This window comes from Streptomyces sp. CNH287 (genome assembly GCF_000424825.1).
In genome coordinates, this window is sequence record NZ_AUKQ01000012.1 from 88,628 (window position 1) to 115,367 (window position 26,740).

The 26,740-nt window shown below is 74.4% G+C and carries 22 protein-coding genes and 1 pseudogene; 11 read left to right on the forward strand and 12 right to left on the reverse strand.

Features of this window, described 5'->3' with window-relative positions; genetic code table 11:
- Positions 1-65: 65 nt before the first annotated feature.
- Positions 66-2,465, reverse strand: coding sequence for a SpoIIE family protein phosphatase (locus H299_RS33905; protein WP_078512697.1), 2,400 nt, complete (start codon positions 2,463-2,465; stop codon positions 66-68).
- 217 nt (positions 2,466-2,682) lie between these two features.
- On the opposite strand from H299_RS33905, the gene aspS reads away from it, so the two are divergent.
- On the forward strand, positions 2,683-4,533 hold the full coding sequence (aspS, locus tag H299_RS33910) for an aspartate--tRNA ligase (RefSeq protein ID WP_051262421.1): 1,851 nt from the start codon (positions 2,683-2,685) through the stop codon (positions 4,531-4,533).
- 84 nt (positions 4,534-4,617) lie between these two features.
- On the opposite strand, the gene H299_RS38310 is transcribed toward aspS, so the two are convergent.
- From H299_RS38310 to H299_RS0113245, 4 genes are all read right to left on the reverse strand, one after another.
- Positions 4,618-5,151, reverse strand: a complete 534-nt coding sequence (locus H299_RS38310) for a hypothetical protein (protein WP_078512698.1) — start codon at positions 5,149-5,151, stop codon at positions 4,618-4,620.
- Complete coding sequence (locus tag H299_RS0113235; protein WP_027748803.1) at positions 5,135-5,638, reverse strand: RNA polymerase sigma factor; 504 nt, start codon at positions 5,636-5,638, stop codon at positions 5,135-5,137. The genes H299_RS38310 and H299_RS0113235 overlap by 17 nt, the downstream gene beginning before the upstream one ends.
- A 141-nt stretch (positions 5,639-5,779) precedes the next feature.
- Positions 5,780-6,418: a class F sortase gene (locus tag H299_RS0113240; RefSeq protein ID WP_027748804.1), complete on the reverse strand. Its 639-nt coding sequence runs from the start codon at positions 6,416-6,418 to the stop codon at positions 5,780-5,782.
- Positions 6,415-6,846 (reverse strand): hypothetical protein, encoded by a 432-nt coding sequence (locus H299_RS0113245; protein ID WP_027748805.1) that lies wholly within the window; start codon positions 6,844-6,846, stop codon positions 6,415-6,417. The genes H299_RS0113240 and H299_RS0113245 overlap by 4 nt, the downstream gene beginning before the upstream one ends.
- A gap of 177 nt (positions 6,847-7,023) precedes the next feature.
- On the opposite strand from H299_RS0113245, the gene H299_RS0113250 reads away from it, so the two are divergent.
- Together H299_RS0113250 and H299_RS0113255 are read left to right on the forward strand one after the other, a co-directional pair.
- Positions 7,024-7,386 (forward strand): MmcQ/YjbR family DNA-binding protein, encoded by a 363-nt coding sequence (locus H299_RS0113250; RefSeq protein ID WP_027748806.1) that lies wholly within the window; start codon positions 7,024-7,026, stop codon positions 7,384-7,386.
- A gap of 295 nt (positions 7,387-7,681) precedes the next feature.
- Positions 7,682-9,358 carry an ABC-F family ATP-binding cassette domain-containing protein gene (locus H299_RS0113255; RefSeq protein WP_027748807.1) on the forward strand — a complete coding sequence of 559 codons (1,677 nt, stop codon included), beginning with the start codon at positions 7,682-7,684 and terminating at the stop codon, positions 9,356-9,358.
- 51 nt (positions 9,359-9,409) lie between these two features.
- On the opposite strand, the gene metG is transcribed toward H299_RS0113255, so the two are convergent.
- Positions 9,410-11,065 carry a methionine--tRNA ligase gene (gene metG, locus H299_RS0113260; protein WP_027748808.1) on the reverse strand — a complete coding sequence of 552 codons (1,656 nt, stop codon included), beginning with the start codon at positions 11,063-11,065 and terminating at the stop codon, positions 9,410-9,412.
- 290 nt (positions 11,066-11,355) lie between these two features.
- Here metG and H299_RS33920 point away from each other — a divergent pair, with 290 nt between their 5' ends.
- The 3 genes from H299_RS33920 to H299_RS39595 are packed head-to-tail and all read left to right on the forward strand — an operon-like array spanning position 11,356 to position 16,634.
- Entirely contained in the window at positions 11,356-12,129 is a 774-nt protein-coding gene (locus H299_RS33920) for an ABC transporter ATP-binding protein (RefSeq protein ID WP_037758952.1), read from the forward strand.
- Entirely contained in the window at positions 12,129-14,693 is a 2,565-nt protein-coding gene (locus H299_RS0113270; RefSeq protein WP_027748809.1) for an FtsX-like permease family protein, read from the forward strand. The genes H299_RS33920 and H299_RS0113270 overlap by 1 nt, the downstream gene beginning before the upstream one ends.
- 51 nt (positions 14,694-14,744) lie before the next feature.
- Positions 14,745-16,634, forward strand: a complete 1,890-nt coding sequence (locus tag H299_RS39595; protein WP_037758954.1) for a hypothetical protein — start codon at positions 14,745-14,747, stop codon at positions 16,632-16,634.
- Here the strand turns inward: H299_RS39595 and H299_RS33930 are convergent.
- Entirely contained in the window at positions 16,518-18,041 is a 1,524-nt protein-coding gene (locus H299_RS33930; RefSeq protein ID WP_078512699.1) for an MATE family efflux transporter, read from the reverse strand. The two genes, H299_RS39595 and H299_RS33930, sit on opposite strands and share 117 nt — an antisense overlap.
- Positions 18,042-18,092: 51 nt before the next feature.
- Between H299_RS33930 and H299_RS33935 the strand changes: the two genes are divergently transcribed.
- On the forward strand, positions 18,093-18,653 hold the full coding sequence (locus H299_RS33935) for a PadR family transcriptional regulator (protein WP_037758901.1): 561 nt from the start codon (positions 18,093-18,095) through the stop codon (positions 18,651-18,653).
- Positions 18,654-18,722: 69 nt separating this feature from the next.
- A complete protein-coding gene (locus H299_RS0113290) occupies positions 18,723-19,826 on the forward strand; it encodes a hypothetical protein (protein ID WP_027748810.1) in 1,104 nt (367 codons plus the stop codon).
- Positions 19,827-19,849: 23 nt separating this feature from the next.
- Here H299_RS0113290 and H299_RS0113295 read toward each other — a convergent pair whose 3' ends face one another.
- Complete coding sequence (locus H299_RS0113295) at positions 19,850-20,188, reverse strand: VOC family protein (RefSeq protein WP_027748811.1); 339 nt, start codon at positions 20,186-20,188, stop codon at positions 19,850-19,852.
- A 45-nt stretch (positions 20,189-20,233) separates the two neighbouring features.
- Positions 20,234-21,670, reverse strand: a complete 1,437-nt coding sequence (locus H299_RS33940; RefSeq protein WP_158692322.1) for a helix-turn-helix domain-containing protein — start codon at positions 21,668-21,670, stop codon at positions 20,234-20,236.
- Between the two features lie 444 nt (positions 21,671-22,114).
- Here H299_RS33940 and H299_RS0113305 point away from each other — a divergent pair, with 444 nt between their 5' ends.
- Positions 22,115-23,038 carry an alpha-lytic protease prodomain-containing protein gene (locus H299_RS0113305; protein WP_027748812.1) on the forward strand — a complete coding sequence of 308 codons (924 nt, stop codon included), beginning with the start codon at positions 22,115-22,117 and terminating at the stop codon, positions 23,036-23,038.
- A gap of 26 nt (positions 23,039-23,064) precedes the next feature.
- Here the strand turns inward: H299_RS0113305 and H299_RS39095 are convergent.
- Positions 23,065-23,142, reverse strand: a pseudogene (locus H299_RS39095) (pentapeptide repeat-containing protein); the annotation flags it as partial.
- Between the two features lie 48 nt (positions 23,143-23,190).
- On the reverse strand, positions 23,191-24,156 hold the full coding sequence (locus H299_RS33945) for a DJ-1/PfpI family protein (protein WP_051262424.1): 966 nt from the start codon (positions 24,154-24,156) through the stop codon (positions 23,191-23,193).
- A 190-nt stretch (positions 24,157-24,346) separates the two neighbouring features.
- Here H299_RS33945 and H299_RS0113315 point away from each other — a divergent pair, with 190 nt between their 5' ends.
- The gene (locus H299_RS0113315; RefSeq protein WP_078512729.1) at positions 24,347-25,234 is read left to right on the forward strand and encodes a DJ-1/PfpI family protein; all 888 of its coding nucleotides are present in this window, start codon (positions 24,347-24,349) and stop codon (positions 25,232-25,234) included.
- Between the two features lie 116 nt (positions 25,235-25,350).
- Positions 25,351-25,848 (forward strand): SgcJ/EcaC family oxidoreductase, encoded by a 498-nt coding sequence (locus H299_RS0113320; RefSeq protein ID WP_027748814.1) that lies wholly within the window; start codon positions 25,351-25,353, stop codon positions 25,846-25,848.
- 29 nt (positions 25,849-25,877) lie between these two features.
- Here H299_RS0113320 and H299_RS0113325 read toward each other — a convergent pair whose 3' ends face one another.
- Complete coding sequence (locus H299_RS0113325; protein WP_051262425.1) at positions 25,878-26,708, reverse strand: alpha/beta fold hydrolase; 831 nt, start codon at positions 26,706-26,708, stop codon at positions 25,878-25,880.
- Between the last annotated feature and the right edge of the window lie 32 nt (positions 26,709-26,740).

Sequence of the window (26,740 nt, forward strand, 5' to 3'; positions counted from 1 at the left end):
CGCGGCGGGCCCGTGGCGGCACGGCTCGGCAAGACCCCCTGACCGGGCGGGTGGGATCCCCCCTCCTACTCGCCCAAGTCGGGGCGCGGCACCCCCAATCCCCCCGGCGGGGTGCCGCGCTCCGGCGCCTTCCCGGCCGCGCCCGCGTCGGACGTGTCGCCCGCGTCGGCCTCCCACAGCTCGTACCAGATGCACTTGCCGCCGCCCCGCGGATCGACCCCCCACGCGCCTGCGAGCGACTCCATCAGCAGCAGTCCGCGCCCGGAGGAGGCCAGCTCGCCGGGGGTGCGCCGGTGCGGCAGCTCGTCGCTGTTGTCCGCGACCTCGACGCGGAGCAGCCTCCCGTCCGGCTCGCCGCTGATCTCGGCGAGCATCAGGGCGTCCCCGTCGGTGTGCACCAGCACGTTGGTCAGCATCTCGGACAGCATCAGCACCGCGCCGTCCGCCTGGCCGCCGTCCCGCCAGTCGTGCAGGAGGGTCTGGAGCTGGTGGCGGGCGTCCGCGATGCGCTGGGGCTCGGCCTGCGCGATGGTCAGGACCGTGCGGCGGGCGAGGGCGTGCGGCCTGCCCTCCCCGCCCTCCTCGCCGGTGCCGGGCAGGCAGCGGAGCAGCAGCAGTGCGATGTCGTCCTCGCGGCGGTCGGCCAGCGGCCCCCTGCGGTGGTGCGAGGGCGGCCCGTGCACGGCCTGGACCATGGCGTCGGCCAGTTCCTCCAGCCCGCCCGCCTCCGGGTGCGCCGCCCATACGTCGCGCAGCCGGACCCAGCCGGTGGCCATGTCGTGGCCGCCGGTCTCGATCAGTCCGTCGGTGCAGAGCAGCATCGTCTCGCCGGGCTGGAGCACCAGCCTGGTCGTCGGGTAGTCGGCGTCCGCGTCGAGGCCCAGGGGCAGCCCGCCCTCCGTGGGCCGGATCATCATCGTGGCGTCGGGCATCCGGACCGCCGGGTCGGGGTGCCCGGCGCGGGCGATGTCGAGGAAGCCGGTGTGCGGGTCGGTCTCCATGTAGAGGCAGGTCGCGAACCGCTCGTCGCCCGCCGGGCCCTCGGCGTTCAGGCTGTCCAGGAAGCGGGAGGCGCGGGAGAGCACCCCGTCGGGGTGGTGCCCCTCGGTGGCGTACGCGCGCAGGGCGATCCGCAGCTGCGACATGATCCCGGCGGCGCGTACGTCGTGCCCCTGCACGTCGCCGATGACGATGGCCGTACGCCCCGAGGGCAGCGGCACCACGTCGTACCAGTCGCCGCCGATCTGGAGCCCGCCGCCGGTCGGCACGTAGCGGGCGGCGATCTCCATCCCCGCCACGTCGGGGTCGTGCACGGGCCGCATGGACTGCTGGAGGCCGTGGGACAGCTCCCGCTCCGTGTCGTGCAGAGAGGCGCGGGAGAGCGCCTGGGCCAGCATCCGGGCCACCGTGGAGAGCACCGCGCGCTCGTCCGGGGTGAAGGAGACGGGGTGCGAGAAGGAGGACATCCAGGCGCCGACGGTCCGGCCCGCCACGGTCAGCGGCAGATACGCCCACGAGTGGCGGCCGAAGTCCGCCACCAGCGGCCAGGCGGTGGGGAAGCGGCGGCGGTAGTCGCCGGGGGTCGGCAGGTAGACGGCCCGGCCGGTGCGCACCGCCTGGGCGCCCGGGTAGTCCGTGTCCAGCGGCATGTCCAGGAAGGGGCCCTCGTCGCCGGGGGAGTGCCCGCGGTGGCCGATGACCGTGAGCCGGTCGCCGTGGAGGCCGAAGACGGCGAGTCCGTCCGGGGTGAAGCCGGGCATGGCCAGGGCGCCGGCCACCCGCAGGACCTCCGCGGTGGAGTGGGCCTCGGCGAGCGCCCGGCCCGCGTCCAGCAGGAACGCCTCGCGGGCGCGGCGCCAGTCGCCGGTGACGGTGGTCTGCGCGGGGTTGGCCGCCCGGTCCGCGGCGTCCCGGCCGGGACGGGCGTGCGGGCCGTGCGGGGTGTCCTGGGCGCCGGGGGGCGGGTGCGGGACCTCGGAGATGAGGCCGATCAGGTGGAAGTGGGCGGCCTCGCGTACGGCGGGCGGCGGCGGCGCGGGGCCGGGCGAGGCGGTGCGGCGGGCTCCGGCGGGCGCGCCCGCCGTACGGGCGCCTTCTGTGCGCGCGCCCGCTGCCCGTGCGCCCGCTGCCCGTGCGCCGTTCTCCGGGTGGCCGCCGACGGGGCGCAGCCGCAGCCGTACGGTCCGCACGACCGCGCCGTCGTCCGTGACGACGCGGACCAGCGCCTCGGCGAGGGCGCGCTCCGCGACGGCGAGGGTGACGATGCCCTGGAACTCCACGAAGTCGACGACGTGGATGCGCGCGCGGACGGCCGCCTCGCTCACCGTGAGCGTGCCGTCGGAGCCGGACTCCCAGGGGAGGCCCAGCAGGCGGGCGGCATTTTCGTCCAGGGTCACCGTGCCGGCCGCGTTCTCCCACTGCCAGCGGCCCGTGTCCACGGCCGCCAGTACCTCCTCCGTGCGCATTGTCCTACTTTAACCAGTTCCCGGAGAGCCCCGGCCGCCGCCCCGACCGGTGCCCGCTGCGCGGGGAGGGGGAAATCCGGGCGAGTGCGGCCGGACGGGGACGGTAGCCTTTGGGGGTCCGGGCCGCCCCTCGGCGGCCCCGGCGGCACCCCAGACGCAGCGCAGAGCCCCACCCAGAACCACACCCAGACCCCGCGCCCGACGACTTGGATGAATGATGCATCGGTACCGGTCCCACACCTGCGGCGAGCTACGTGCCAGCGACGTCGGCGGCGACGTCCGGCTGAGCGGCTGGCTGCACAATCGTCGGAATCTGGGCGGCATCCTCTTCCTCGACCTGCGCGACCACCACGGCATCGTGCAGCTGGTCGTCCGGCCCGAGCAGACCGCGGTGAGCGAGCGGCTGAGCGCGCTGTCCAAGGAGAGCGTCATCCGGGTCGACGGCAAGGTCGTCGCCCGCGGGGCGGAGAACGTCAATCCGGAGCTGCCCACGGGCGAGATCGAGATCGAGGTCGGTGAGGTCGAGGTGCTCGGCGCAGCCGAGCAGATCCCGTTCACCATCAACGCCGAGGACGGCGTGAACGAGGAGCGGCGCCTCGAGTACCGCTTCCTCGACCTGCGGCGCGAGCGCATGCACCGCAACATCATGCTGCGCTCCGCCGTCATCTCCTCGCTCCGCCGCCGGATGACCGGCCTCGGCTTCAACGAGATGGCGACGCCGATCCTGTCCGCCACCTCCCCGGAGGGCGCCCGCGACTTCCTGGTCCCCTCCCGGCTGCACGCGGGGCGCTTCTACGCGCTGCCGCAGGCGCCGCAGCAGTTCAAGCAGCTGCTGATGATCGCGGGCTTCGACCGCTACTTCCAGATCGCCCCCTGCTTCCGCGACGAGGACGCGCGCGCGGACCGTTCGCCCGGCGAGTTCTACCAACTCGACGTCGAGATGAGCTTCGTCGAGCAGGAGGACGTCTTCCAGGTCATCGAGAAGGTGATGACCGACGTCTTCGAGGAGTTCGGCCGCGGCCGGCACGTGACCTCGCCCTTCCCGCGCATCCCGTTCCGCGAGGCGATGCTCAAGTACGGCTCGGACAAGCCGGATCTGCGTGCCGAGCTGGAACTGGTCGACGTCTCGCAGGTCTTCGCGGGCAGCGGCTTCAAGGCGTTCGCGGACAAGCACGTACGCGCGCTGGCGGTGCCGGACACGGCCGGCCAGCCGCGCAAGTTCTTCGACCAGATGGGCGAGTTCGCGCAGGAGCATGGAGCGAAGGGCCTCGCCTGGGTGCGGGTCGGCGACGACGCGCAGCTGACCGGCCCCATCGCCAAGTTCCTCACCGAGGAGGACGTGACCGCCCTGCTCGCGGCGGTGAACGCCAAGCCGGGCACGGCGGTGTTCTTCGGCGCGGGCGAGTTCGACGAGGTCTCCAAGATCATGGGCGCGGTGCGCGTCGAAGCGGCCCGCCGCACCGGCCAGTTCGCCGAGGACGTCTTCCGCTTCTGCTGGATCGTGGACTTCCCGATGTTCGAGAAGGACGAGGAGACCGGGAAGATCGATTTCTCGCACAACCCGTTCTCGATGCCGCAGGGCGGCCTCGAAGCCCTTCGGACCAAGGACCCGCTGTCCATCCTGGCCTGGCAGTACGACATCGTGTGCAACGGCGTCGAGCTGTCCTCGGGCGCCATCCGGAACCACGAACCGGAGGTCATGTTCGAGGCGTTCGGCATCGCGGGGTACTCGGCGGAGGAGGTCGAGCGCGAGTTCGGCGGCATGCTCCGCGCGTTCCGCTTCGGCGCCCCGCCGCACGGCGGCATCGCCCCGGGCGTCGACCGCATCGTGATGCTGCTCGCGGACGAGCCGAACCTCCGCGAGACGATCGCCTTCCCGCTCAACGGCAACGCGCAGGACCTGCTGATGGGCGCGCCCTCCGAGGTGGACGACGCCCGCCTGCGCGAGCTCCACCTGTCGCTGCGCAAGCCCGCGCAGAGCAAGCCCGCGCAGAGCAAGCCCGCGCAGAGCAAGCCCGCGCAGAGCAAGCCCACGGAGAGCAAGCCGCAGGACGGCGCGGCGGACTGATCCCGGCGGACTCTTCGACGACGCGCCCCCGGGCGCCCCGGCAGCGGGGCACCGGGGGCGCGCACCTGCCCGCGGCGTCGCCGCCTACGGGCGCGTGACGCTGCCGGGTGTGGCGCCGGCGCCGCCTCCGACAACCGGTGGCTCCGCGGGGTGCGAGGGGTCCGAAGGGTGCGGGGCGGGTGTGTTCGACTCCGCGCTGGGAGTGAGGGCGGCCGGACCGGACGGGGTGTCGCGAGGCTCGGGGCCGCTGGGGCCGCTGGTCGGGGGCTCCTCCGAGGGACCGGGGCTGGTGGGTTCGGGCGACACCGACGGTGCGGGCGGCGTGGGTGGTGCCGACGGGACCGAGGGGCTGTTCGCGGGCGGCGGGGTGAGCGGGGCCGTCGGGGACGAGGGGGCGCCGGGCGCCGAGAGCAGGAACGGCAGCGCGACGACGGCGGCGACAGCGCACGCCAGGCCTGTCCCGGTCGCAGCCCGCAGCAGCCGGCGGCGGGCCGCACCGCGGCGGACGGCTTCGTACCGGCCGGGGGGCGGACCGAGGTGGTCGGGGGCCGGCCGCAGGAGGACGGCGAGCGGGTCGTCGGCGTCGAAGTCCGGACCGTCGTCAGAGTGTGTGATCAAGACTTCTCCCCAGGTGGGCGCGGAGCAGTTCGCGGGCCGCGTGGAGGTCGGCCTTGACGGTTCCTTCCTTGCGCCCGGTCAGCAGGGACACCTCACGGATCGGCATGTCAGCGTAGTAGTGCAGCAGTATCGGGACGCGCAGCCGTTCCGGCAGCGACTGGACGAGCAGGCGCACCGACGGGTCCGCCTGCCCGGTCTCCGCGGCCGGCGGGCGGACGGTGGCCTCGACGGTGGCACGGTGCACGGCTCTGCGTTCGCGCTCCAGCTTGCGCCAGTGGTCCCGTACGAGGTTGGCCGCGGTGACGTAGAGGAAGCCGCGGGGCTGTGCCACGGACGTCCAGCGCGCCCAGAGCCGGGTGAACGCCTCCGAGGCGATCTCGTGGGCCGTCTCGTCGTCGTCGACCAGCCGTCGGCACCAGCCGGCGAGGCGCGGGTAGAGGGCGGCGAACAGCTCGGACGCTGCCTCCTCGCGGGACCGCTTCTTCAACGCTCTCCAGGGTTGTGCGGGTGGTGCGGTGTGTGCGGGCGCTCGGGAGGAAGGAGCCCGGACCGTGGGCGTACGTTCCCTCGGCCCGGGCTCAGGGTTCCCGATGGCGGCCCCGGCGGCTGGGCGTCGGCCCGTGACGGGTCAGCTGCCCGCCGGGCTGAGCGTGGCGAAGACGATCACGCTGTCGCGGTACCCGTCCTCGGTCAGGGGCCCGCCGCAGGTGATGAGCCGAAGCTCCGGACGGCCCACGTTCCCGTAGACCTCGTCCGTCGGGAAGTCCGCCTGGGCGACCGTCCGCACGCTGCTGACGGTGAACACCGCCTTCGTGCCGTTCTCCAGGCGCGCCGTGATCCGCTCGCCCCGCCGCAACCGGGCGAGGTCACGGAAGACCCCGTCCCCGAAGTCGCCGACCCTGACATGGCCGAGGATCACCGACGGGCCGGTCTGGCCCGGCGTGGGCGAGTGCCGGTACCAGCCCGCCCGGTCGTTCGCCTCGATCGGCGGCACCTCTGCGGTGCCGTCGGTGGCCAGCCCCAGCTGCATGACCCGGGTGTCGACCCCGATGGCCGGTATCCGCAGGCTCACCGGGACCGAACGCCTGAGGGCCTCCGCCGTGCCGGGGGAGGGCCGTGCGGACGACGGCGTGCTCCGGGGGTGTCCGGCCGGGCCCGGGTCTGTGACCCGGACACCCGAGCCTGAACCCGAGCCCGAGCCCGAGCAGCTGACGAGCAGCGAGGCCATCGCCGCCGTGGCGAACGCGCGCCTGGAGACCGGGGTCATGCCCCGGTCGCCCGCCGGCGGCGTACGAGGTAGACCGCCGCGCCGCTGAGGGCGAGCGCCGCGGCAGCGCCGCCGCCGAGCAGTGCACCGCCGGGCCCGGACTGCTCCTGCGCCGCCTCCGCACCGGTGTCGGGCGCGCCGTCCGGCACGGCGGAGACCTGGCTCGGCGCCGGGGTGGGCACCGATTCCTCGGGCGCCGAGTCCTCCGGCGCCTGGGACTCGGCCGGGGTCACCGGCGGTTCGCTGGGCGCGGGTGCCTCGGTCGGGGTCACCGGCGGTTCGCTGGGCGCGGGTGCCGAGGAGGGGGCCTCGCTCGGTGCGACGCTCGGAGCCGGGGACGGGCTCGTTCCGTCGGCGAACGCGGGCGCCGCGCCCGCGAACACGACGGTGCACGTGAGTGCTATGGCGCTGAGGACAGTTCGGCGCATGAGTCGCTCTCTTTCGTCGTCCCGCCGCGTTTCTGCTCGGCGCGGTGGGCTGGGGTGCGGATCGTGAGGAGAGACGAGGCAGCGGCGGAGCGCGTTGTAAAGAGATGGCAAAGTCGTCAGGCTCTCGCAAGAGGCGGGTCCCGGGCGGTTGTCAGTGGGCCTGCCTACGATGACGGGGTGACTGATCAGCAGCGGCCCGGGCCCGAGGACGTACGCCGTCTCTCGCTCTCCCTCCCCGAGACCACCGAGGTGCCGGCCTGGGGGATGCCCACCTTCCGGGTGGCCGGGAAGATGTTCGTGACGATGCCGGACGACGAGTCGTCGTTCGCGGTGCGCTGTCCCCGGATCGAGCGGGAGGAGCTGATCAAGGCGGAGCCGGAGAAGTTCTGGGTGCCGCCGCACGAGTTCAGCTCCGCGTGGGTCCGCGCCCGGCTCGCCGCGCTGGAGAACGTCGACGAGCTGCGGGACATCCTCACGGACTCCTGGCGCCAGGCCGCCCCGCCCGGACTGTCAGGGCCCGGCCCGGGCGCTGTCGGGTAGGGCGGCGCCGGGAGGCGGCGGGCGTTGCCCTCGCGCCTGGGCAGGGGCTATGGTGCCTGCGGCTCTGTTGTCTCCGATCGAGGTGGACGTTGCGCATCTGAGGTTCGCGATCACCGCGCCGTACGGCTCTCGCCGTACGCCCGTCACGCCGTAGCGCCCTCGTCGGCGCCCGTGACCTTGCGTGGAGGCGACCTCGGTGCACAGAGCCGTCCCCCGATCTCCCGGTACGGCCCGGTCGCCGCGTGGTGCTCGCAGACGAAGCCCCCGCCCACCACGCTGCGACTGCGAGAACCCCATGGCGACACCTCCCACCCCCGCCACCCCCGGCGCCTCCCTCACCTGCTCCGCCCTCTCGTTCCGCTGGCCGGACGGCACGGCCGTCTTCGACGGGCTGTCCGTCTCGGTCGGCCGGGGCCGCACCGGGCTCGTCGGCGCCAACGGCGCGGGCAAGTCCACCCTGCTGCGGCTGCTGGCCGGAGTGCTGCGGCCCGCCTCGGGGTCGGTGACCGTCGGCGGCAGCCTGGCCTACCTGCCGCAGAACCTCACCCTGGACACCGCGCTGCGCGTGGACGAGGCGCTGGGCGTCGCGGAGCGGTGCGCCGCGCTGCGCGCCATCGAGGCCGGGGACGTGCGCGAGGAGCACTTCGAGACGATCGGTGACGACTGGGACGTCGAGGAGCGGGCCGCCGCCACCCTCGGCGCGCTCGGGCTCGGCGAGGTCGCGCTCGACCGCACCGTGGGCCAGCTCTCCGGCGGCGAGACGGTCCTGCTGCGGCTGGCCGCGCTGCTGCTGGAGCGCCCCGACGTGCTGCTGCTCGACGAGCCCACCAACAACCTCGACCTGTACGCGCGCCGCCGGCTCTACGATGCCGTCGACTCCTGGCGCTCCGGCGTGCTCGTCGTCGTCAGCCACGACCGCGAACTGCTGGAGCGCGTCGACCGCATCGCCGAGCTGCGCGCCGGTTCGGTGAGCTGGTACGGCGGCGGCTGGTCCGCCTACCAGGAGGCCCTGGCCACCGAACAGGAGGCGGCGGGACGGGCGTTGCGCGCGGCCGAGGCGGACGTCCGCCGCCAGCAGCGGGAACTGGCCGAGACCCAGGTCAAGTTGGCCCGCCGCCAGCGGCAGAGCAAGAAGCTGGACGCGCAGCGGCGGGCACCGAGGATCGTCGCGGGGGAGAAGAAGCGCTCCGCGCAGGAGTCCGGGGACAAGCTGCGCGGCCTGCACGAGGACCGGCTCGACGAGGCGCGCGAGCGCCGCGAGGAGGCCGCGGGCGCGATCCGCGACGACGCCGAGATCCGGGTCCGCCTGCCGCACACCGCGGTGCCCGCGGGCCGTACGGTGCTGACCGTGCGTGAGCTGCGCCCCCGGTTCGGCAGGCTGCGCGAGGGCAGCTTCCAGGTGCGCGGACCGGAGCGGATCGCCCTGGTCGGGCGCAACGGCGCGGGCAAGACGACGCTGCTGCGCACCCTCACCGGCGAGCTGGCTCCGCACTCCGGCGAGGCCGAGACCTCCGTACCGCTGCGGTTCCTGCCGCAGCGCCTGGACGTGCTGGACGAGGAGCTGAGCATCGCGGCGAACGTCGCCCGCCTGGCCCCCGGCGTCACCGACAACCACATCCGCTCGCAGCTCGCGCGCTTCCTCTTCAAGGGGGCACGGGCGGAGCAGCTGGCGGGCACCCTCTCGGGCGGCGAGCGCTTCCGCGCCGCGCTGGCGGCGATGATGCTGGCCGCACCGGCCCCGCAGCTGCTGCTGCTGGACGAGCCGACGAACAACCTGGACGTGGCCAGTGTCGAGCAGCTGACGAGCGCGCTCGCCTCGTACGAGGGCGCGCTGCTGATCGCGGGCCACGACCTGGCGTTCCTGGAGGCGGTCGGCGTCACCCGGTGGCTGCTGCTGGACGAGGAGCTGCACGAGACGACGGCCGAGGACGTCCGCGCCCTCCTGGGCGCGACCGGACCGAACCCGGCCTGACCGGCGGGCCGCGCGCGTTCGCGGAAGGCTGCTCCAGGTTCGTGGCGGGCTTCAGCCCGCCTTCGGCTCCTCCAAGCGGGGGAAGAGGACCGCGCCCTTGGTGACCGTCGCGCCCTCCGGGAGCTGGCCCCAGCGGCCGGTGTCCTGGACGGGCTGGCCGGCGAGGGGGCCGAGGGCGGGTTCCGCGCCGAGGGAGGTCCACAGCTTCTCGGCGGTCTCCGGCATGACCGGGTGGAGCAGCACCGCGCAGGCGCGCAGGGATTCGGCGGCGGTGTAGAGGATCGTCGCGAGCCGGGCCTGGGCCTCCTCGGAGGTGTCCTTGGCGACCTTCCAGGGCGCCTGCTCGGTCAGGTAGCCGTTGACCTGCTTGATGAAGTCGAAGACGGTCGCGATGCCGCCGGAGAAGTCCAGCTCCTCGCCGATGCGCCGGTCGGCCTCGGTGACGGCGTGCGCCAGCCCGTCCGCCACGGCCCGTTCGGCGTCGCCCGCCTCACCGGGCGCGGGGAGCCTGCCGTCGAAGTACTTGCCGACCATCGCGGCGACCCGCGAGGCCAGGTTCCCGAAGTCGTTCGCCAGCTCGCTGGTGTAGCGGGCGGTGAAGTCCTCCCAGGAGAACGAGCCGTCCTGGCCGAAGGCGATGGCCCGCAGGAAGTACCAGCGGTAGGCGTCGACGCCGAAGTGCTCGGTCAGCTGCCGGGGGGAGATGCCGGTGAGGTTGGACTTGGACATCTTCTCGCCGCCGACCATCAGCCAGCCGTTCGCGGCGACCCGGCCGGGCAGCGGCAGGCCGTTCGCCAGCAGCATCGCGGGCCAGATCACCGCGTGGAAGCGGAGGATGTCCTTGCCGACCAGGTGGACGTCCGCCGGCCAGGTCTCCTCGAACTTCGCCTGGTCCGAGCCGTATCCCACGGCGGTGGCGTAGTTGAGCAGCGCGTCGATCCAGACGTAGATGACGTGCTTGTCGTCCCAGGGGACGCGGACGCCCCAGTCGAAGGTCGACCGGGAGATGGAGAGGTCCTCAAGGCCCTGGCGGACGAAGCTGACGACCTCGTTGCGCGCGGACTCGGGCTGGATGAAGCCGGGGTTGCGCGCGTAGTGCTCCAGCAGCTGGGGGCCGTACCGGGAGAGCTTGAAGAAGTAGTTCTCCTCCTTGAGCATCTCCACCGGCTTCTTGTGGATGGGGCACAGCTTCTGGCCCGCGAAATCGGCCGACTCCGCCGAGCCGTCGAGCAGGTCGCCGGGGGACTTGTACTCCTCGCAGCCCACGCAGTACGGGCCCTCGTAGCCGCCCGGGTAGATCTCGCCCTTGTCGTAGAGGTCCTGGACGAACTCCTGTACGCGGGCGGTGTGCCGGGTCTCGGTGGTGCGGATGAAGTCGTCGTTGGCGATGCCGAGGTGCTCCCACAGGGGCTTCCACGACTCCTCGACCAGCCGGTCGCACCACTCCTGCGGGGTGACCCCGTTGGCCTCGGCGGTGCGCATGATCTTCTGGCCGTGCTCGTCCGTGCCGGTGAGGAACCACACCTTCTCGCCGCGCTGGCGGTGCCAGCGCGTGAGCACGTCGCCCGCGACGGTCGTGTAGGCGTGGCCCAGGTGGGGAGCGTCGTTCACGTAGTAGATCGGGGTCGAGACGTAGTACGCCCGCCCCGCCTCCGCCGTCCCGCTCTGCCCGGTCTGCCCGGTCTGCTCAAGTCCAGTGGCCGCCATGGCCGAAATCCTAACGGGCGGTGCGGGTGCGCCCGCCCGTCGGCGGAGCGTGCCCGGACGGTCATCGTCCGCCGCCGGCGGACGGCCGCGTACGCCGGGCGGTGGACGCGGGCGTAGGGGTGTCAGGGGGTGCGGGGGTGGTGCTGGTGTCACCTGAAGAGGCCGGGTAGTGCCCTGGGAGCCGTGCCCCGCGCTCCCTAGCGTCATCGGTGACACCGGAGAGCACCGGTGACCAGAGCGCGGAGGCAGTCGTGGCAAGTCAGCACACGTACGACGAGCTGGGGTTTCCCCTGGCGAAGGAGCCCGGGGGTGACCGCTGGACGGTACGGCTCGACGACGTGCGCAGGGTCTACGGCAAGAGTGGTCGCGCCGCGTCCGTCGCCGCCCTGGACGGGGTGAGCGTCGGCTTCGCGCCGGGCAGCTTCACGGCGGTGATGGGACCGTCCGGCTCGGGCAAGTCCACGCTGCTCCAGTGTGCGGCCGGGCTGGACCGGCCCACCAGCGGGTCGGTGACGCTGGAGGGGCGGGAGCTGGGCGGCCTGCGGGAGCACGCGCTGACCAAGCTGCGCCGTGAGCGGATCGGCTTCATCTTCCAGAGCTTCAACCTGCTGCCCGCGCTGACCGCCGCGCAGAACATCACGCTGCCGCTGAAGTTCGCGGGCAGACGGCCCGACCGGGGCCGGATCGCCGACGTCATCGCGCGGGTCGGCCTCACCGACCGGGCGGGGCACCGTCCCGCGGAACTCTCCGGCGGCCAGCAGCAGCGGGTGGCCATCGCGCGCGCCCTGGCCGTCCGGCCCGCCGTGCTCTTCGCGGACGAGCCGACCGGCGCGCTGGACACCCGTACCGCCGCCGAGGTGCTGGGGCTGCTGCGCGAGACGGTGCGGGCGGAGGGCCAGACCATCGTGATGGTCACCCACGATCCGGTGGCCGCCGCGTACGCGGACCGGGTCATCTTCCTGGCCGACGGGCACCTCGTGGACGAGCTGGTGGCGCCGAGCGCCGACGCCGTCGCGGAACGCATGACGCAGGCGCAGGCCATGGCCAAGGGCGGGGTGCGCTGATGCTGGTACTCGCCGCGCGCACGCTGCGCTTCCGGATGGGCGCCGCGGTGGCGACCCTCCTCGCCCTCTTCTTCGGCGTCACGATCGTGATGGCCTGCGGCGGCCTGCTGGAGACCGGCGTACGCAACAACGCGCCGCCGGAGCGGCTGGCGCGGGCCGACGTGCTGGTCACCGGGGACCGCTCCTTCGCGGTGCCGGGACTGTCCGCCGAAGACGGCGAGAAGGCCGTGCTGGAGGAGCGGGTGCCGGTGGACGGCGCGCTGCTGGCCGCCGTACGCGGGGTGGAGGGGGTCGGGGAGGCCGTCGCCGAGCGGACGTTCGACGCGGCGCTGCTGCCCGGCGGGGGCGGGGGAGGCGGCCCGCGTACCGAGGTGCAGGCGCACGGCTGGGCCTCCGCGCCCATGACCCCGTACGGGCTGCGCGGTGACGGCCGCGCCCCCGAGGGTGCCGACGAGGTGGTGCTCGACGGGCGGACCGCCCGTGCCGCCGGGCTCAAGGCGGGGGACACGGTGCGGATCGCCGCGCGCGGCGGTTCCCGCGAGTACACCGTGACCGGTGTCGCCTCGCCTGCCGCGGGCGAGGCGAGCGTTCCGCAGCGCACCGTCTTCTTCTCGGACGAGCGCGCCGACTCCCTCGCGCACGGTGTGGTCAGCGACATCGCCGTCACGGCGGCGCGGGGCCAGGACGTCGGCGCCCTGAAGGCGGCCGTGGCGGAGGCGGTCGGTGACGCCCCGGTCAAGGTCGTCACCGGGGACGACCGGGGCGCAGTGGAGCACCCCGGCGTGCTCACCGGCAAGGAGGACCTGATCGTGCTGGCGGCCGTCTTCGGCGGGCTGGCCACGGCCGTCGCGATCTTTGTCGTCTCCTCCACGATCGCGCTCTCCGTCCAGCAGCGGCAGCGCGAGTTCGCCCTGATGCGCGCCGTCGGCGGCACGCCGCGCCAGCTGCGCCGGATGCTGCTGGGCGAGACGCTGCTGGTGGCCGTGGTGGCGGCGGCGGGCGGCTGGTTCACGGGGCCGGTGGTGAGCCGCTGGCTCTTCGACCGGCTGGTGGCCGGCGGCCTGGTGGAGGACGTGGTCGAGTACCGCCTCGGCTGGGTCCCGGCGGTCGCCGCAGGCGGCGCGCTGCTGCTCACCTCGCTGCTCGGCGGCTGGATCGGCGCCCGCCGCGCGGTGCGCGCCCGGCCCACCGAGGCGCTGGCGGAGGCCGCGCTCCAGCAGCGCTGGCTGCACCCCGTACGGCTGATCCTGGCGCTGCTCTTCCTGGCGGGCGCGGCGGCCCTGGCCATCATCACGCTGCTGGTGTTCGACGGCCCGATCGCCGCGAGCACGGCGGGGCCCACCGTGATGGTCGCCGCGATCGGCCTGGCGCTGCTGGGCCCCGGGCTGACCAAGGTGCTGACGGTGGTGCTGTCCTGGCCGGTGCGGGCGTTCAGCGGCGTGAGCGGCGAGCTGGCGGTGCTCAACAGCCGGGCGCGCACCGTACGGCTGGCCGCCGTCGTCACCCCGATCATGCTGGCCTCCGGCATCGCCACCGGGCAGCTCTACCTCCAGACGACCCAGATCGCGGCGAGCGAGGCGGCGTTCCGGGAGAACCTGCGCGCGGACGCGGTGGTCACCTCGGCGGCGGGCGGCGTCGATCCGGGCCTGCTGGACGCCGTACGGGCGGCGGACGGCATACGGGCCGCCGGCGCGTACGTGACCAGCACCGGGTTCCTGGAGGACGTCGACGGCGGCAGCCAGGACGAGGACGGCCTGCCGCTCCAGGGCGTCAGCGCCGACGCGGCCGGAGAGACGACGGCCGTCACGGTCACCTCCGGCAGCCTGGCGGAGCTGCGCGGCGCCGCGATCGCGCTGCCCCAGGCGCGGGCGGACGATTTCGGGGTGGAGCTGGGGGACACCGTACGGCTGCGGCTGGGTGACCGGGGTGCCGAACGGGTGCGCGTGGTGGCGCTGTTCGAGGGGCGGGCGGGCTACGAGACCGCGCTCACCCCGGCATCGCTGCTCGCGCCGCACACCACCGAGGGGCTGCCCGAGCAGCTGCTGGTGACCACCGAGCCCGGAGTGGACGCGAGGGCCGCGCTGGCCGGGGTGGCCGAGCGGCACCCGGGCCTGTCGGTGGCGGGCCGGGAGGCGCTGGAGGCGTCGAACGCCGAGGACGCGCGCACCCAGGCGTGGATCAACTACCTGATGGTCGGGCTGATCGTGGGCTACACGGCCATCGCGGTCGTCAACTCGCTGGTGATGGCCACCCGCAACCGGCGCCGCGAGTTCGGGCTGCAGCGGCTGTCCGGCGCCTCGCCGGGCCAGGTGCTGCGGATGATGACGGTGGAGGCGCTGCTCGCCACGGCGATGGGGCTGATCCTCGGCGTGCTGGTCGCCTCCACCTCGCTGATCCCGTTCAGCGTCGCCGCCACGGAGAGCTGGCTGCCGTCCGGGCCGCTGTGGATCTTCGGTGCGGTGGCCGGTACGGCGGCGGCGCTCGCGCTGACCGCGACGCTGCTGCCGACCTGGGCGGCGCTGCGGCAGCGCCCGGCGCGGGCGGCGCTGGCGAACACGGACTGACCGGGGGCGGGCCCGGCGCGGCTGTCAGTGCCGGGTGCCACGATGGCGCTCATGGAGACCGACGCGTGGGGGCCGCTGCTCAAGCGGTGGAGCGAGGAGTGGCTGGCAGCAGAGGCCGCGGAGTACCCGGAGGAGTTCGAGGGTCTGGATGAGGACCTCGTGCGGGAGCGCTGGCTGGGCTTCGCCCCGGCCGGCCCGGGGCGGATAGCGGCCCTGGAGGAGCGGCTCCGGGCGCTGGGGGTGTCGGCGCCGCTGCCGCCGTCCCTCCGGTCCTTCCTGGAGACGACGGACGGCTGGCGGCACGCGGGCGGCTCCGTGTATCTGCTGGCGGGGGCGGACGGCATCAGCCCCTACGCGGACGGGCACGGCCTCCAGGCCCTGTACGAGGAGAACCTGGGCGACGATCCGGCCGAGGAGGAGGTGCTCCGGGCCGGGATGTGGGGGCGGGCGCTCCAGCTGTCGCTCGACTCGGACATGACGGACGTGCTGCTCGACCCCGGGGACGTGGACGCCGACGGCGAGTGGGCGGTGTACGTGCAGAAGGGCTGGGATGCCGAACCTCCGCGCCGGTACGCCTCGTTCCGGGCGTTCATGGCGGCCATGTACAAGGAGTTCTACCGCTTGGGAGGCAGCCACCCCGGGTTCGAGACCGAGGTGACGCGTGACCTCGACGCCCAGGTGGAGGAGGCCCGGACGGCCGCTCTGCGCGGTGAGCCGGATGCGGCGCTCGCCGTCTTCGACCATGCGGAGGAGTTCGGCAGAGACCGGGCCGGACTGCTGGCCCGGCAGCTTCGGGCACTGACCGACCGGCAGGTCTGGGTGCCGGTCGACCCGCGTATGGACGATCCGCTGTACGCGCGGGAGGTGCTGCCCCTGAAGGTGCGGAACCACCTCGGTTCGCGTTCGCGCCACAACGACGACTGGGTGCTCGGCCCGGTGACGGAGGACTACGCCGCGGACCGGGAGCGGGCCGCGGCCGTGCTGGCCCGGATCAGGCAGCGCACCTACGAGTACAGCTCACCGGGCCCCTTCGGGCGCGCGGTGGAGGAGGCCCGGGAGCTGGCGCGGTGGGGGGACACGGACGGAGCGTGGCGGGTGCTCGCGGCGGCCGTTCCGCGGTGGGAGCCGTACGGGGAGGACCACGTGGCCCCGTTCGGCCTGCTCGGTGACCCGCTGCTCGGCCCGGTCGTCACACCGGAGCGGGGGCGGCAGCTGCTGACCACGCCCCGCGCCGGTCAGCGGGCGGCGGCTCCGGCCCCGCCACGGATGCCCGCCGCAGGGGCGGAGCCCGAGGGCCTCGGGTGGCTGGCGGAGTCGCACCGTACAAGCCCCCTGGGTCTCCAGAGCTACCGGTTCGTCCTCGTGGCGGGCATACGGCCGAAAGAGCTGGCGGAGCGCTTCGGCACGGGCCCGCTGGAGCCGGTGGCGAGCCAGGACGATCTGTGGGAGTTCCCGTCCTCCGGGCAGCCGCAGCGCCGCGGCCCCTTGGCCCGGATCGGGGCCCGGGACGGCTGGAGCTTCGCCTTCGAGACGGCCCACTGGCCCCGCTTCGACGCCGCCCGCCTGGCCGACCCCGGCACCGCGCTCTCGCGCGGCACCCGTGCCCTCACGGTGTGGTGGGAGCCGGGCCTGTTCCACTGCGCCGTCGCCGAGGACGGCGAGCAGCGGTACGCCTTCACGGTCCACCAGGCCGAGCGCCACCGGACGGGCGCTCTCCCCGCCGCCCTCTCCCCCGACCACCTCTTCCCCAACCCTGCCGGCCCCGCCGCCGACCACTCGGACGAGGCCCGCGCGCTGGACGCGATAGCGGCGGCGTTCGGGGTCTCACTGCCCCGGTTCGCGCTGACCGAGGGCAGGCTGCACGTCCTGCCGACCCGGCCGTGGACGAGGTCGCCGGAGCCAGGAGGGGCGTCTGCGTCGGTCTCGGTCACGCTCCGGTAGCCCGGGGCCGGGGCCGGGGCCGGGGCCGGGGAAGCGGCGGCGGAAGAGGCGGTACGAGAGGGCGTACTGCGCGGCCGTGCCCAGCACCATCGCGAGCCACACCCCCCGTACCCCGAGCGCGGGCACCGCGCTGAGCCCGTACGCGAGCGGGAGCTGCACCGCCGCGCCGTACAGCGTGATCCGGAACATCGCACGGGCCAGCCCGCCGGCCATGAACACACCGCCGAGGCTTACCACCCCCGCCAGCGCCACCAGATAGAACGCGAGGAAGACGAGCAGCACCCGGCCCTCAGCGATCACCTCGGGGTCGTCGGTGAAGGCGCGCAGCAGCGGCCGGCCGCCCAGCGCGAGCACCGCCCCCGCCCCGGCCGCCAGCACCGTGGCGACCCGCAGCGCCTGCCGTCCGACGACCGCACCGGCTCCCGGCGTGTCGCTCCCCTCCTGCGCCAGCAGGATGCTCGCGGCCTGCCGGACGGCGTAGCACGCCATGGTGGCGAAGAGGAGCACCTTCGTGCCGATGCCGTACGCGGCCAGCGGCGCCGCCCCGAACCGGGCCACGACGCCGACCATCGCCATCGCGAGGCCCATCCGCGTGACGAAGTCGCCGGAGGCGGGCAGGCCGACGGCCAGCACCCGGCGCAGCGCGGCGGCCGTCGCGCCGGGCGTGCACCGCCTGCCGTGCCGCCTGCCGCGCTGTCCGGCGCGCGGGCGCCCGTGCGGCAGGCGCCGCAGCAGCCGCCGTAGCAGCAGCAGGCTCACCGCGAGCGCGACGGCACGCCCCAGCGCCATGCCCAGCGCCGCGCCTTGGACGCCCAGCCGGGGCAGGCCCGCCAGGCCGTAGATCAGCAGCGGGTCGAGCAGCAGCACGAGCGCGTTGGCCAGGATCGCCGTCCGCATCGGGGTACGGGTGTCGCCCGCGCCCTTGAAGACACCGTCGACGGCGTTCTGCGCGAAGAAGACGGCCAGCCCGGGGAAGGAGACCGCGAGGAACTCCGCGGTGAGCCGGAAGACCTCGCCGCCCCCGCCGGTGAACAGCGCGGCGATCGGCCCCCTGGCCAGGAAGCCGCCGACCACGACGACGGGGGTGATCAGCAGCCACAGCACACCCGCCGCCCGTACGACCGGGACCACCTGTGCGGCGGCCCGGTCGCGGCCGAGCCGCTCGGCGAGGACGACGGTGGTGCCGACGTTCGCCAGCAGGATCACGCCGAGCAGCACGTTCTCCAGCGTCGTGGCGACGGCCACCGCGCCGACCGCCGCCGCGCCCAGCCGGGACACCCACAGGGTGTCGATGATCCCGGCCACCACGCCCGAGAGCAGCTCCAGGTAGACCGGCAGCGCCAGCCCGAGCAGCCTGCGGCGCACGGGCGCCGGGCCGGGGAGGGGCGCGGGGGCGGGCTCGGTCATACAAAGATGCTACCTCTAATAGAGTTACTCGAAAAGAGGTACCCTGGAGCCGTGCTCGCTCTCGCCGTCCTCGGCTTCCTCGCCGAACGCCCCCTGCACGCCTACGAGCTGCGCCGCCGCATCTCCGACCTGATGGGCCACACCCGCCCGGTCAGCGACGGCGCGCTCTACCCGGCGATCAACCGGCTGCGCGCGGCCGGGCAGCTGGAGCGGCACGAGGAGCCCGGCGACGGCGCCCCCGCCCGCCAGGTCCTGCGCCTGACCGAGCCCGGTCGGGCCGAACTGCTGCGGCGCCTGCGCGAGCCGAAGCAGACCGAGATCACCAACAGCGCCTCGTTCTTCACGCTGCTGGCATTCCTGAGCCTGCTGCCCGACGCCGCCCAGCAGGCTGCCCTGCTCCAGCGGCGGCTGGACTTCCTGGACGAGCCCGCCAGCTTCTTCCGTACGGGCACCGGGTCCGGCGGCACGCTGGTGCGGATCAAGGACGAGCCGGACCGCTACCGGCGCGGCATGCTGGAGATGGCCCGCGACACGCGACGGGCCGAACGCCGCTGGCTGGAACGGACGTTGGCCGAGCTGCACGCGGACGGAGCGGGCCCGGAGCAGGGGTAGCGGACGCAGCGCCGCCGCCCGGACGCAATGCGGCTGCGCGCCGCGTCACCGGCCTCGCACAATGGCGCCATGGACTCCCCGACGGCCCTCGCCTCCCGCCTCCTGAAGACGCCCCTCACCGACCCGGTCGACCTGGGCGGCGGCCGGTACACGACGGTGCTGCGCTGCCGTACGGGAGCGGGGGAGAGCGTGGTCGTCAAGGCGTTCCCGCAGACCGCCCAGGGGCGGCGCGGGTTCGCGGCGGAGGCCGCCGGGCTCTCGTTCGGCGCCGGGGGCCCGGAGCTGCTGGCGACCGACCGCTCCCGCGCGCTGGTGGTGATGGCGGACCTCGGCGACGTGCCCACGCTGGCCGACGCGCTCCTCGGCGACGACCCCGGCGCCGTCGAGGACGGCCTGCGCGCCTGGGCCCGCGGCCTGGGCCGGCTCGCGGCTGCCTCGGTGGACCGCCGCGACGAACTCGCCCGCCTGCTCGACCACTTCGGGAACCTCCCCGGCACGGAGGACGGTACGGTGCCGCCCGCCGACGCCTGGATCGCGGAGGACGCCGCGGCGCTGCCCGAACGGCTCGCGGAGGCGGACGTCGTACTGCCGCCCCGCGTCGCCGCAGAACTGGCCGCCGAACTGGCCGCGATCGGTACGGCGGGCGGCGCCCGCTACCCCGCCTACACGCCCGGCGACACCTGCCCGGACAACAACCTGCTCACCCCGGCCGGGCTGCGCCTGATCGACTTCGAGCACGCCTGCTTCCAGTCGGTCTTCCTGACTGCCGCCTACTGCCGGATGCCCTTCTCCAGCTGCTGGTGCGTCTTCCGCCTGCCGGACGCCCTGGCGGCGGCGAGCGAGCGCGCGTACCGCGACGAAGTCACCCGGGTATACCCGGAGTTGGTCGAGGACGCGGTGTGGGACGCGGGGGTGCGGCAGGCCATGGCGGTCTGGACGGTCGACGCGACCGTCCGCCTTCTCCCCTCATGCCTGCGCGAGGAGCGGCACATGCACCCGACCCGCCGCCCGGTGCCGACCGGCCGCGAACTGCTGCGGCACCGCTGGGAGATGGCCTGCGACCTGGCTGAGTTCCCGGCCTTCGCGGAGACGATGCGGCGGCTGCTCGCGCTGTCCGACACACACTGGCACGCGGCCCCGCTGCCGCCCTACCCCGCCTTCCGCCACGCTTAGGATCTCTCCGCCCAGCCCGGGGATCAGTCCAGGAACAGGCAGAACGGGTGCCCGGCGGGGTCACGCAGCACCCGGACCCGCTCCTGCGGCTGGTGCGCGGCCAGCTCGGCGCCGAGCGCGACCGCGTACGGCACGGCCGCCTCCAGATCCTCGACGAGGAAGTCCAGGTGCAGCATCTTCTGCTGCTCCGAAAGCAGTTCGGGCCAGATCGGGGGTACGTAGTCCGCCTCGGCCTGGAACGCCAGCCCGGCGCCGCCCCCGGGGCACCGCATCAGCACCCACCCCGGCTCCTCGGCCGTCACCGGCCAGCCCAGCAGGGCGCCGTAGAAGTCCGCGAGAAAGATCTGACCCTTCAGCCCGATCGGGGGAGGAGGAGGTCCGTCGCGCCTGTCGGCGCCGGCCCGGGGTCACCGGCCCTGGAACTGGCTCCGGCTCGGGTTCCCTTGTTCCAGGCCCGGTACCGGCCCCAACCGGTGCTGGAGGCCGCGGAGTTCGTTGGTGATCACCGCGCGGGTGGCGAGCGCGGCCGGGTGGAGGACGGGGGCGGCGGTCTCGCGTGCCGCGTCGCGGTCGCCCGCGCAGGCGTAGCTGTCGGCCAGGCGCAGGGTGAGCAGCAGCCGGGAGGGGAGCATCGGTTCGGGCAGGTGGTCCAGCGCGAAGCGGGTGGCCCGTACGGCCTGCCGGGCGATGCCCGGGTCCGCGCCGGTGATCGCCAGGTCCCGCAGGGCGCCGCCCGCGGTGGCCTCCAGGTGGAGCAGTCCGGCGGTCCCCTCCAGGCAGGGCAGTTCCTCGGCGTCGCGCTGGTCGAGGTGTTCGAGCCGCCACCTGGCGCGGGACAGGTGGCTCTGGCAGGCGCGGTGGTCGCCGGTGAGCGCGTGGCCGCGCGCCTGGTAGAGGTGGGAGAGGGTGTCGGTCCAGCCGCGGTCGGGCGCGAGGGCGCGCAGCAGCCGGGCGTAGGAGAGGGCCGAGGGGACGTCGTGCTCGGCGCGCGCGAGCATGGAGAGTTCGCCCAGCAGCACGGCCCGTACGACGAGGTTGCCGCTGGCGTCCGCCCACCGCGTGCCGTGGGTGAACCAGGCCATAGCGGCGGCGTTCTGCCCGCGCTGCCTGCGCAGGCGTCCGGCCAGCACCGCGTAGTGCGCGCCCAGGCTCAGTTGGGCGGCGGGCAGGCGGCCCGAGGTGTTCAGCCGTTCCGCCCAGCCGACCACCAGGCGCAGGACGCGCTCGACCCAGGCGCCGTCGGTGTGGGAGAGGCGCGTGCGGTTCCGTACCACGAGGCATTCCAGCAGGGCGGTGAGCCCGTGGATCACGTCGGCGTTCTTGCCGTCCCCGCCTGCCCGGCCGTCCCGCTCCTCCCGCGTCGGCGGCAGGCCGCGGGCGAGGGCGGCGGTGACGTACGGGTAGGCGGGGACGGGGCAGTGGCTGCGCCCGTGCAGGGGGCAGGTCAGTTCCGCGTGGGGCAGGCGGGCGGGCCAGTCGCGCGGGCCGGTGAACCCGCCCGCCAGCGCGCTGGGGTCGGCGGGCATGGGCCAGGAGGCGATCCGCTGCGGCAGGGGCGGGAGCCCGCCCGGCGGCGACGGCGACGGTGGCGACGGCGGCCCGGGACACGCCTCCGACAGTACGGAGGTCAGCGCGCCGTCGGTCTCCAGTACCTCGTCCAGGCGCCGCACCGCGTCGCCCAGCGGTTCGCGCTTGCCGCGCTCCCAGCGGCTGATCAGGCTGTGGTCGTAGCCCAGCAGGGTGCCCAGCTGGCGCTGTGTCAGGCCGCGTCGGCGGCGTGCGGTGCGTAGTTGGTGGCCGAAGGCCGTCCAGGGACGGACGTGGGGGACTCCGTGGGGCGACAAGGCTCCCTCGCAGGTGCGTTCGGTGGACCGGGACTTCCCGAGGCTGCCGTGGACCGCCATGGCCACGGCGGCGACCGCTTGCGTGCCACTGCGTACCGCTACCGCTCTGTACCGCTGAGTAGACCGTCACCGCTGTATACCGTGCCCGGCCCGTCCGGGGGAAGGTCCCCGTGCCCGGCGCCGCCACGGCCGCCACCGTCGTCACTTCCGCTTGCCTGGATTTGCCAACAGGCCGTCCGCGCGCTCCGGCGCGTTGCCCCGGCGGCCAACCGGGGTAATTTCCCGTTCGCCCCCGGTGAGCGTCATGGACATGATGTTCTCCCCCCTCCGGGAGCTGCACACGGATCTCCGTGGAGGCGGGGCAGGACAGCAGGACAGTTGGCGTGCTGCGACGCGGCCCAGGGGCCCACACCCCCGAAGGCTCGACACCTCCAGGAGGAAGAAGTGGCTCAGCGCCTCACAACCACCCGTGGCGGAGCGATCAGGCGGGCCCGGCTGACCGCCGTCGCCGCCGGACTCGCGGTGACGGCGGCACTCACCGTCTCCGCCGCCCACGCCGGTACGCCGGACGGGTCCGGCGACTCCGCCGACGCGCGCACCTTCAGCGCGGCACAGCTGGCGCAGGCCGGCGACGCCGTGCTGGCGGCGGACGTGGCTGGTACCGCCTGGCACACCGACAGCCGCTCCGGCAAGGTCGTGCTCAGCGTCGACAGACGCGTCTCCCAGGCCGAGATAGCCCAGATCAAGCAGGCCGCCGGAGGCAGCGCCGGGGCCCTGAAGATCGAGCGCGTCCAGGGCACGTTCCAGAAGTACCTCCAGGGCGGCGACGCCATCTACAGCGGCAACTTCCGCTGCTCCGCGGGCTTCAACGTCCGCAGCGGCAGCACGTACTACATGGTGACCGCCGGGCACTGCACCGAGGGCGCCGGCAACTGGTACACCAACTCCGCCAAGACCAACCTCATCGGCCCGACCGCCGGGTCGAGCTTCCCGACCAACGACTACGGCCTCGTCCGCTACAGCGGCAGTGTCAGCCACCCGGGCACGGCGGGCGGCACGGACATCACCAGCGCGGTCAACGCCACGGTGGGCATGTCCGTCACCCGGCACGGCAGCACCACCGGCACCCACAGCGGGTCCGTGACCGCGCTGAACGCGACGGTCAACTACGGCGGCGGCGACGTCGTCTACGGCATGATCCGCACCAACGTCTGCGCCGAGCCCGGCGACAGCGGCGGGTCCCTGCGCTCCGGCAGCCGGGCCGTCGGCCTGACCTCGGGCGGCAGCGGCAACTGCAGCTCGGGCGGCACGACGTTCTTCCAGCCCGTCACCGAGGCGCTCAGCGCGTACGGCGTCAGCGTGTACTGACGGGCAACGGGCACCGCACCGCGCAGCACCGCACACCGCAGCACCGCACCACGCAGCACCGCACCACGCAGCACCGCACCACGCAGCACCGCACCACGCAGCACCGCGCCGTACGGTCCCGGCCCGCGCCGGGCCCGTACGGCGCGCCGCGTTCAGCTCGCCGCCCGGGTGTGCGCGGCCCGCCCGTTCGCCTTCATCCGGGACGGCGGATGGCCGAAGTGGGCCAGGAACGCCTGCCGCAGCGTCTCGGTCGAGCGGAACCCGCACTGCCGGGCGACCGTCGCCAGCGCCAGGTCGCTGGTCGCCACCAGCCGCGCCGCCGCCTCCGTACGGGCCCGGCGGACCGCGCGGGCGGGCGTCGTGCCGAGGTGGGCGGAGAAGAGGCGGGTCAGCTGGCGGGCGCTGACCCCGGCACGGTCCGCGAGGGCGCCGGGCCGCAGGTCGGCGGCGGGGTGTGCGGTGATGTAGCCGACGAGGTCGCGTACGAGGCGGTCCTCGGGGCCGGGACCGGCCAGGAACACGCTGATCTGGGCCTGGTCCGCCGGGCGGTGCAGATAGGCCACCAGCTCACGGGCGGTCGCGCGGGCCAGCGTGGGTCCGTGGTCCTCCTCGATCAGGGCCAGCGTCAGGTCCAGCGCGCTGGTGACGCCCGCCGAGGTGTAGACGTGGCCGTCGCGGATGTACAGCGGCGCGAGGTCGACCTCCACCGCCGGGTGGCGGGCGGCGAGTTCGTCCCCGTGGCCCCAGTGCGTGGTGACCCGGCGTCCGTCCAGCAGCCCGGCGGCGGCCAGCACGTACGCGCCCGTGCACACCGAGGCGAGGCGGCGGGTGCGGGCGGCCAGCCGCCGTACCTGGGAGAGCAGTTGGGGATCGGCGGCGGCGGCCCCGTGCCCGGCGCCGCCCACGACGACCAGGGTGTCCAGCTCGCCCGTGACGGCGGCCAGCGCCGCACCGGCGCCCAGCCGGATGCCCGAGGAGCTGTGCACGGCCCGCCCGGCGTGGGTGGCCAGTTCGATGGTGTACGGAGGCGTCGCGCCCAGCCTGTTGGCGAGGTCCAGGGCGCCGCTGGGGCAGGCGATGTCGAGGATCTGCGCGTCGTCGTAGCCGACGATCACCACCCGCCGACGGCCGCCGCGCGCGCCGTCCCTGCGGTCCAAGGCGTCCCTACGGTCCAAGGCGTCCCTACGGTCCAAGGCGTCCCTACGGTCCAAGGCGTCCATGCGGTTCATACCATCACGCGGGACATGCTCCGCAGGAAGCGGGACATGGCCCGCCCGCCGCGTGCGCTGCGGCGGCAGAGTGCCCCGCATGACGCATACTCCGGACACCTCACCGCAGCCGGACTCCCCGTCCGCGCCCGGCACTTCACCCCACCAGGGCACCGACCGCCCGCACCGCCGCACGGTGCTGCGCGGCGCCGTCGCCGGGACCGGCCTGGCGGCGCTCGGCGCGGTCACCGCCTCGGGCGCGAGTGCCGCCCCCGCCGCCCCCGCCGCCGCACCCGCCTCGGCCGGGAGCTGGGGCGCCGAGGAGCGGAGCGGGGAGCCGCGCGGCCCGCACATCGGCGTCCTGCTGTTCGACGGCTACACCCTGCTCGACCCCGTCGGCCCGTCCGAGGTGCTGTGCAGGCTCCCGGACGCCCGCCTCACCATGATCGGCGAGCGCCGGGGCCCGGTCGTCTCGGACACCCGCGATGTGTCCGTGCACGCCGAGCGGTCCATGGACGAGATCCGCCGGCTGGACGTGCTGGTCGTGCCCGGCGGCGGCGAGCGCGGGACGCTCGGGGCCATCGGCAACCCCCGGATGCTCCGCTGGATCGCCCGGATGGACCGGCACACCACCTGGACGACCTCCGTCTGCACCGGCTCCCTGATCCTCGGCGCGGCCGGGCTGCTGCGGGGCCGCCCCGCCACCACCCACTGGAACTCCACGCCCTACCTGGCCGACTACGGCGCCCGGTACCAGGCGGACCGCTACGTGCGCTCCGGGAAGTACCTCACCGCCGCCGGGGTCTCCTCGGGCGTGGACATGGCGCTCCTGCTGGCCGCCCGCATGTCCGGGGAGACGGTGGCGCGGGCGATCCAGCTTGCCATCGAGTACGACCCCCAGCCGCCGTTCGACAGCGGCTCGGCGGAGCACGCCTCCCCGGAGCTGAAGGCGCTCGCGCTGCGCCTGCTCGTCGACTCGCAGAGCTGATCGTCTCCGCCGCCGTCGCGCAGTTGACTTGAACCTCGGTTGAAGTCGCATGCTGTCGGTGTGCCGCCCGCCGGATGCGGGCGGCACACCGAACCGCTCGACGCGAGGAGATCCCCATGAGTTTCCAGGTCACCGGCGTAGCCGCCCCCCAGTCAGAGGTGGACGCCATCACCGAGCTGGTCGCGGGCGTGCAGCACGCCCAGCAGAACGCGCTCCCCGACGCCTTCCTGGACTTCTTCCGGCCCGACACGGTCTGGACCACCGCCCACGGCAAGCGGCTGTTCGGCCTCGACGAGATCAGCACCTTCACCCGCAAGGTGCTCCCTCCCCAGGCCGACAACCCCATCACCGCCTCGTACCAGGTGGAGCACATCCTGTTCATCCGCCCCGACGTGGCCGCCGTCAAGCTGCGCCAGCGCCCGGTCACCCGCGACGGGGTGGTCCTGGACGAGGTGTTCCGGGGCCACGAGGACCCCTCGGCGCTGGCGGCCGAGCGCCCCGAGGCGGTCCCCGGCTCACCCACGTACGTCCTGGCCAAGGATGACGGGCGGTGGCGCATAGCCATCGCGCAGAACACCAGCGTCATCGACCCGGACACGCTGGCCGCGACCTGAGCGCGGCCCGCGCCGGGGCCACCCGCCGGTCACCTGCCGACGTCGTCCAGGAAGTCCGTCATCAGCGCCAGCCACTCGTCCGGGCGCTCCACGAACGGCAGGTGGCCGGAGGCCAGTTCGGCCCAGCGTGCGCCGGGGATGCCGTCCGCCAGCTGCCGGTGGTGGAAGGGGGTGGCCAGGTTGTCGTGCACGGTGGAGATGACGAGCGCCGGCAGGCCGAGGCGCGGCAGGTCCGCCCGTACGTCCGTCGCCTCGATGAGCGCCAGATGGTCCGGCGTGCCCGGCGGTACGGTCGCCGCCGACCCCTTCAGGGCCGCGTCCAGGTCGTCCTGGCCCATCTCGTCCAGGAAGGGGACGCCCGCGCCGATCAGTGCGCCGAACTCGGCCACCCGGATGGGGTCTTCGGCACGCAGCAGCTCCCCCCACAGCCGCACCGCCGTGCGCAGGCGCGGGTTGGGTGCCGCGAAACTCGCGGTGAGGATCAGCGCGGTGACCCGGTCCGGGTGCCGGACGGCCGCCCGTACGGCCAGCGGGCCGCCCATCGAGTAGGCGGCGACGGCGAAGGTCTCCAGGCCCTCCTCGACGGCGGTGGCGACCAGCTCGTCCGCCAGGCCGTCCAGGGTGAGGGGCTCGTCCCGGCGCGGTGTCCGGCCGGTGCCGGGGTAGTCCGGGCCGACGACCCTGCGGTGCGCGCCGAGCCGCTCCAGGAGCGGGCCGTAGTTGGCGTCGATGCCGCCCCCGCCGCCGTGGGCGAGGAGCAGTCCGGGCCCGCCGGAGCCGTGCACGACGCGGCCGAGCGCGGAGGCGGGTAGCGGGATGGTGGGGGAAGAGGGCGAGGGAGGTGTGTGTTCCGAGGTCATGTCGAGACGGTAAAGTCTGACATCAGTGTCGG

What these genes read in the sequence shown, in the direction of transcription:
- H299_RS33905 (WP_078512697.1), bottom strand. Translation starts at nt 2,465, where the DNA reads ATGCGCACGGAGGAGGTACTGGCGGCCGTGGACACGGGCCGCTGGCAG.
- aspS (WP_051262421.1), top strand. Translation starts at nt 2,683, where the DNA reads ATGCATCGGTACCGGTCCCACACCTGCGGCGAGCTACGTGCCAGCGAC.
- H299_RS0113240 (WP_027748804.1), bottom strand. Translation starts at nt 6,418, where the DNA reads ATGACCCCGGTCTCCAGGCGCGCGTTCGCCACGGCGGCGATGGCCTCG.
- H299_RS0113245 (WP_027748805.1), bottom strand. Translation starts at nt 6,846, where the DNA reads ATGCGCCGAACTGTCCTCAGCGCCATAGCACTCACGTGCACCGTCGTG.
- H299_RS0113255 (WP_027748807.1), top strand. Translation starts at nt 7,682, where the DNA reads ATGGCGACACCTCCCACCCCCGCCACCCCCGGCGCCTCCCTCACCTGC.
- metG (WP_027748808.1), bottom strand. Translation starts at nt 11,065, where the DNA reads ATGGCGGCCACTGGACTTGAGCAGACCGGGCAGACCGGGCAGAGCGGG.
- H299_RS0113270 (WP_027748809.1), top strand. Translation starts at nt 12,129, where the DNA reads ATGCTGGTACTCGCCGCGCGCACGCTGCGCTTCCGGATGGGCGCCGCG.
- H299_RS39595 (WP_037758954.1), top strand. Translation starts at nt 14,745, where the DNA reads ATGGAGACCGACGCGTGGGGGCCGCTGCTCAAGCGGTGGAGCGAGGAG.
- H299_RS33930 (WP_078512699.1), bottom strand. Translation starts at nt 18,041, where the DNA reads ATGACCGAGCCCGCCCCCGCGCCCCTCCCCGGCCCGGCGCCCGTGCGC.
- H299_RS0113290 (WP_027748810.1), top strand. Translation starts at nt 18,723, where the DNA reads ATGGACTCCCCGACGGCCCTCGCCTCCCGCCTCCTGAAGACGCCCCTC.
- H299_RS0113315 (WP_078512729.1), top strand. Translation starts at nt 24,347, where the DNA reads ATGACGCATACTCCGGACACCTCACCGCAGCCGGACTCCCCGTCCGCG.
- H299_RS0113320 (WP_027748814.1), top strand. Translation starts at nt 25,351, where the DNA reads ATGAGTTTCCAGGTCACCGGCGTAGCCGCCCCCCAGTCAGAGGTGGAC.
- H299_RS0113325 (WP_051262425.1), bottom strand. Translation starts at nt 26,708, where the DNA reads ATGACCTCGGAACACACACCTCCCTCGCCCTCTTCCCCCACCATCCCG.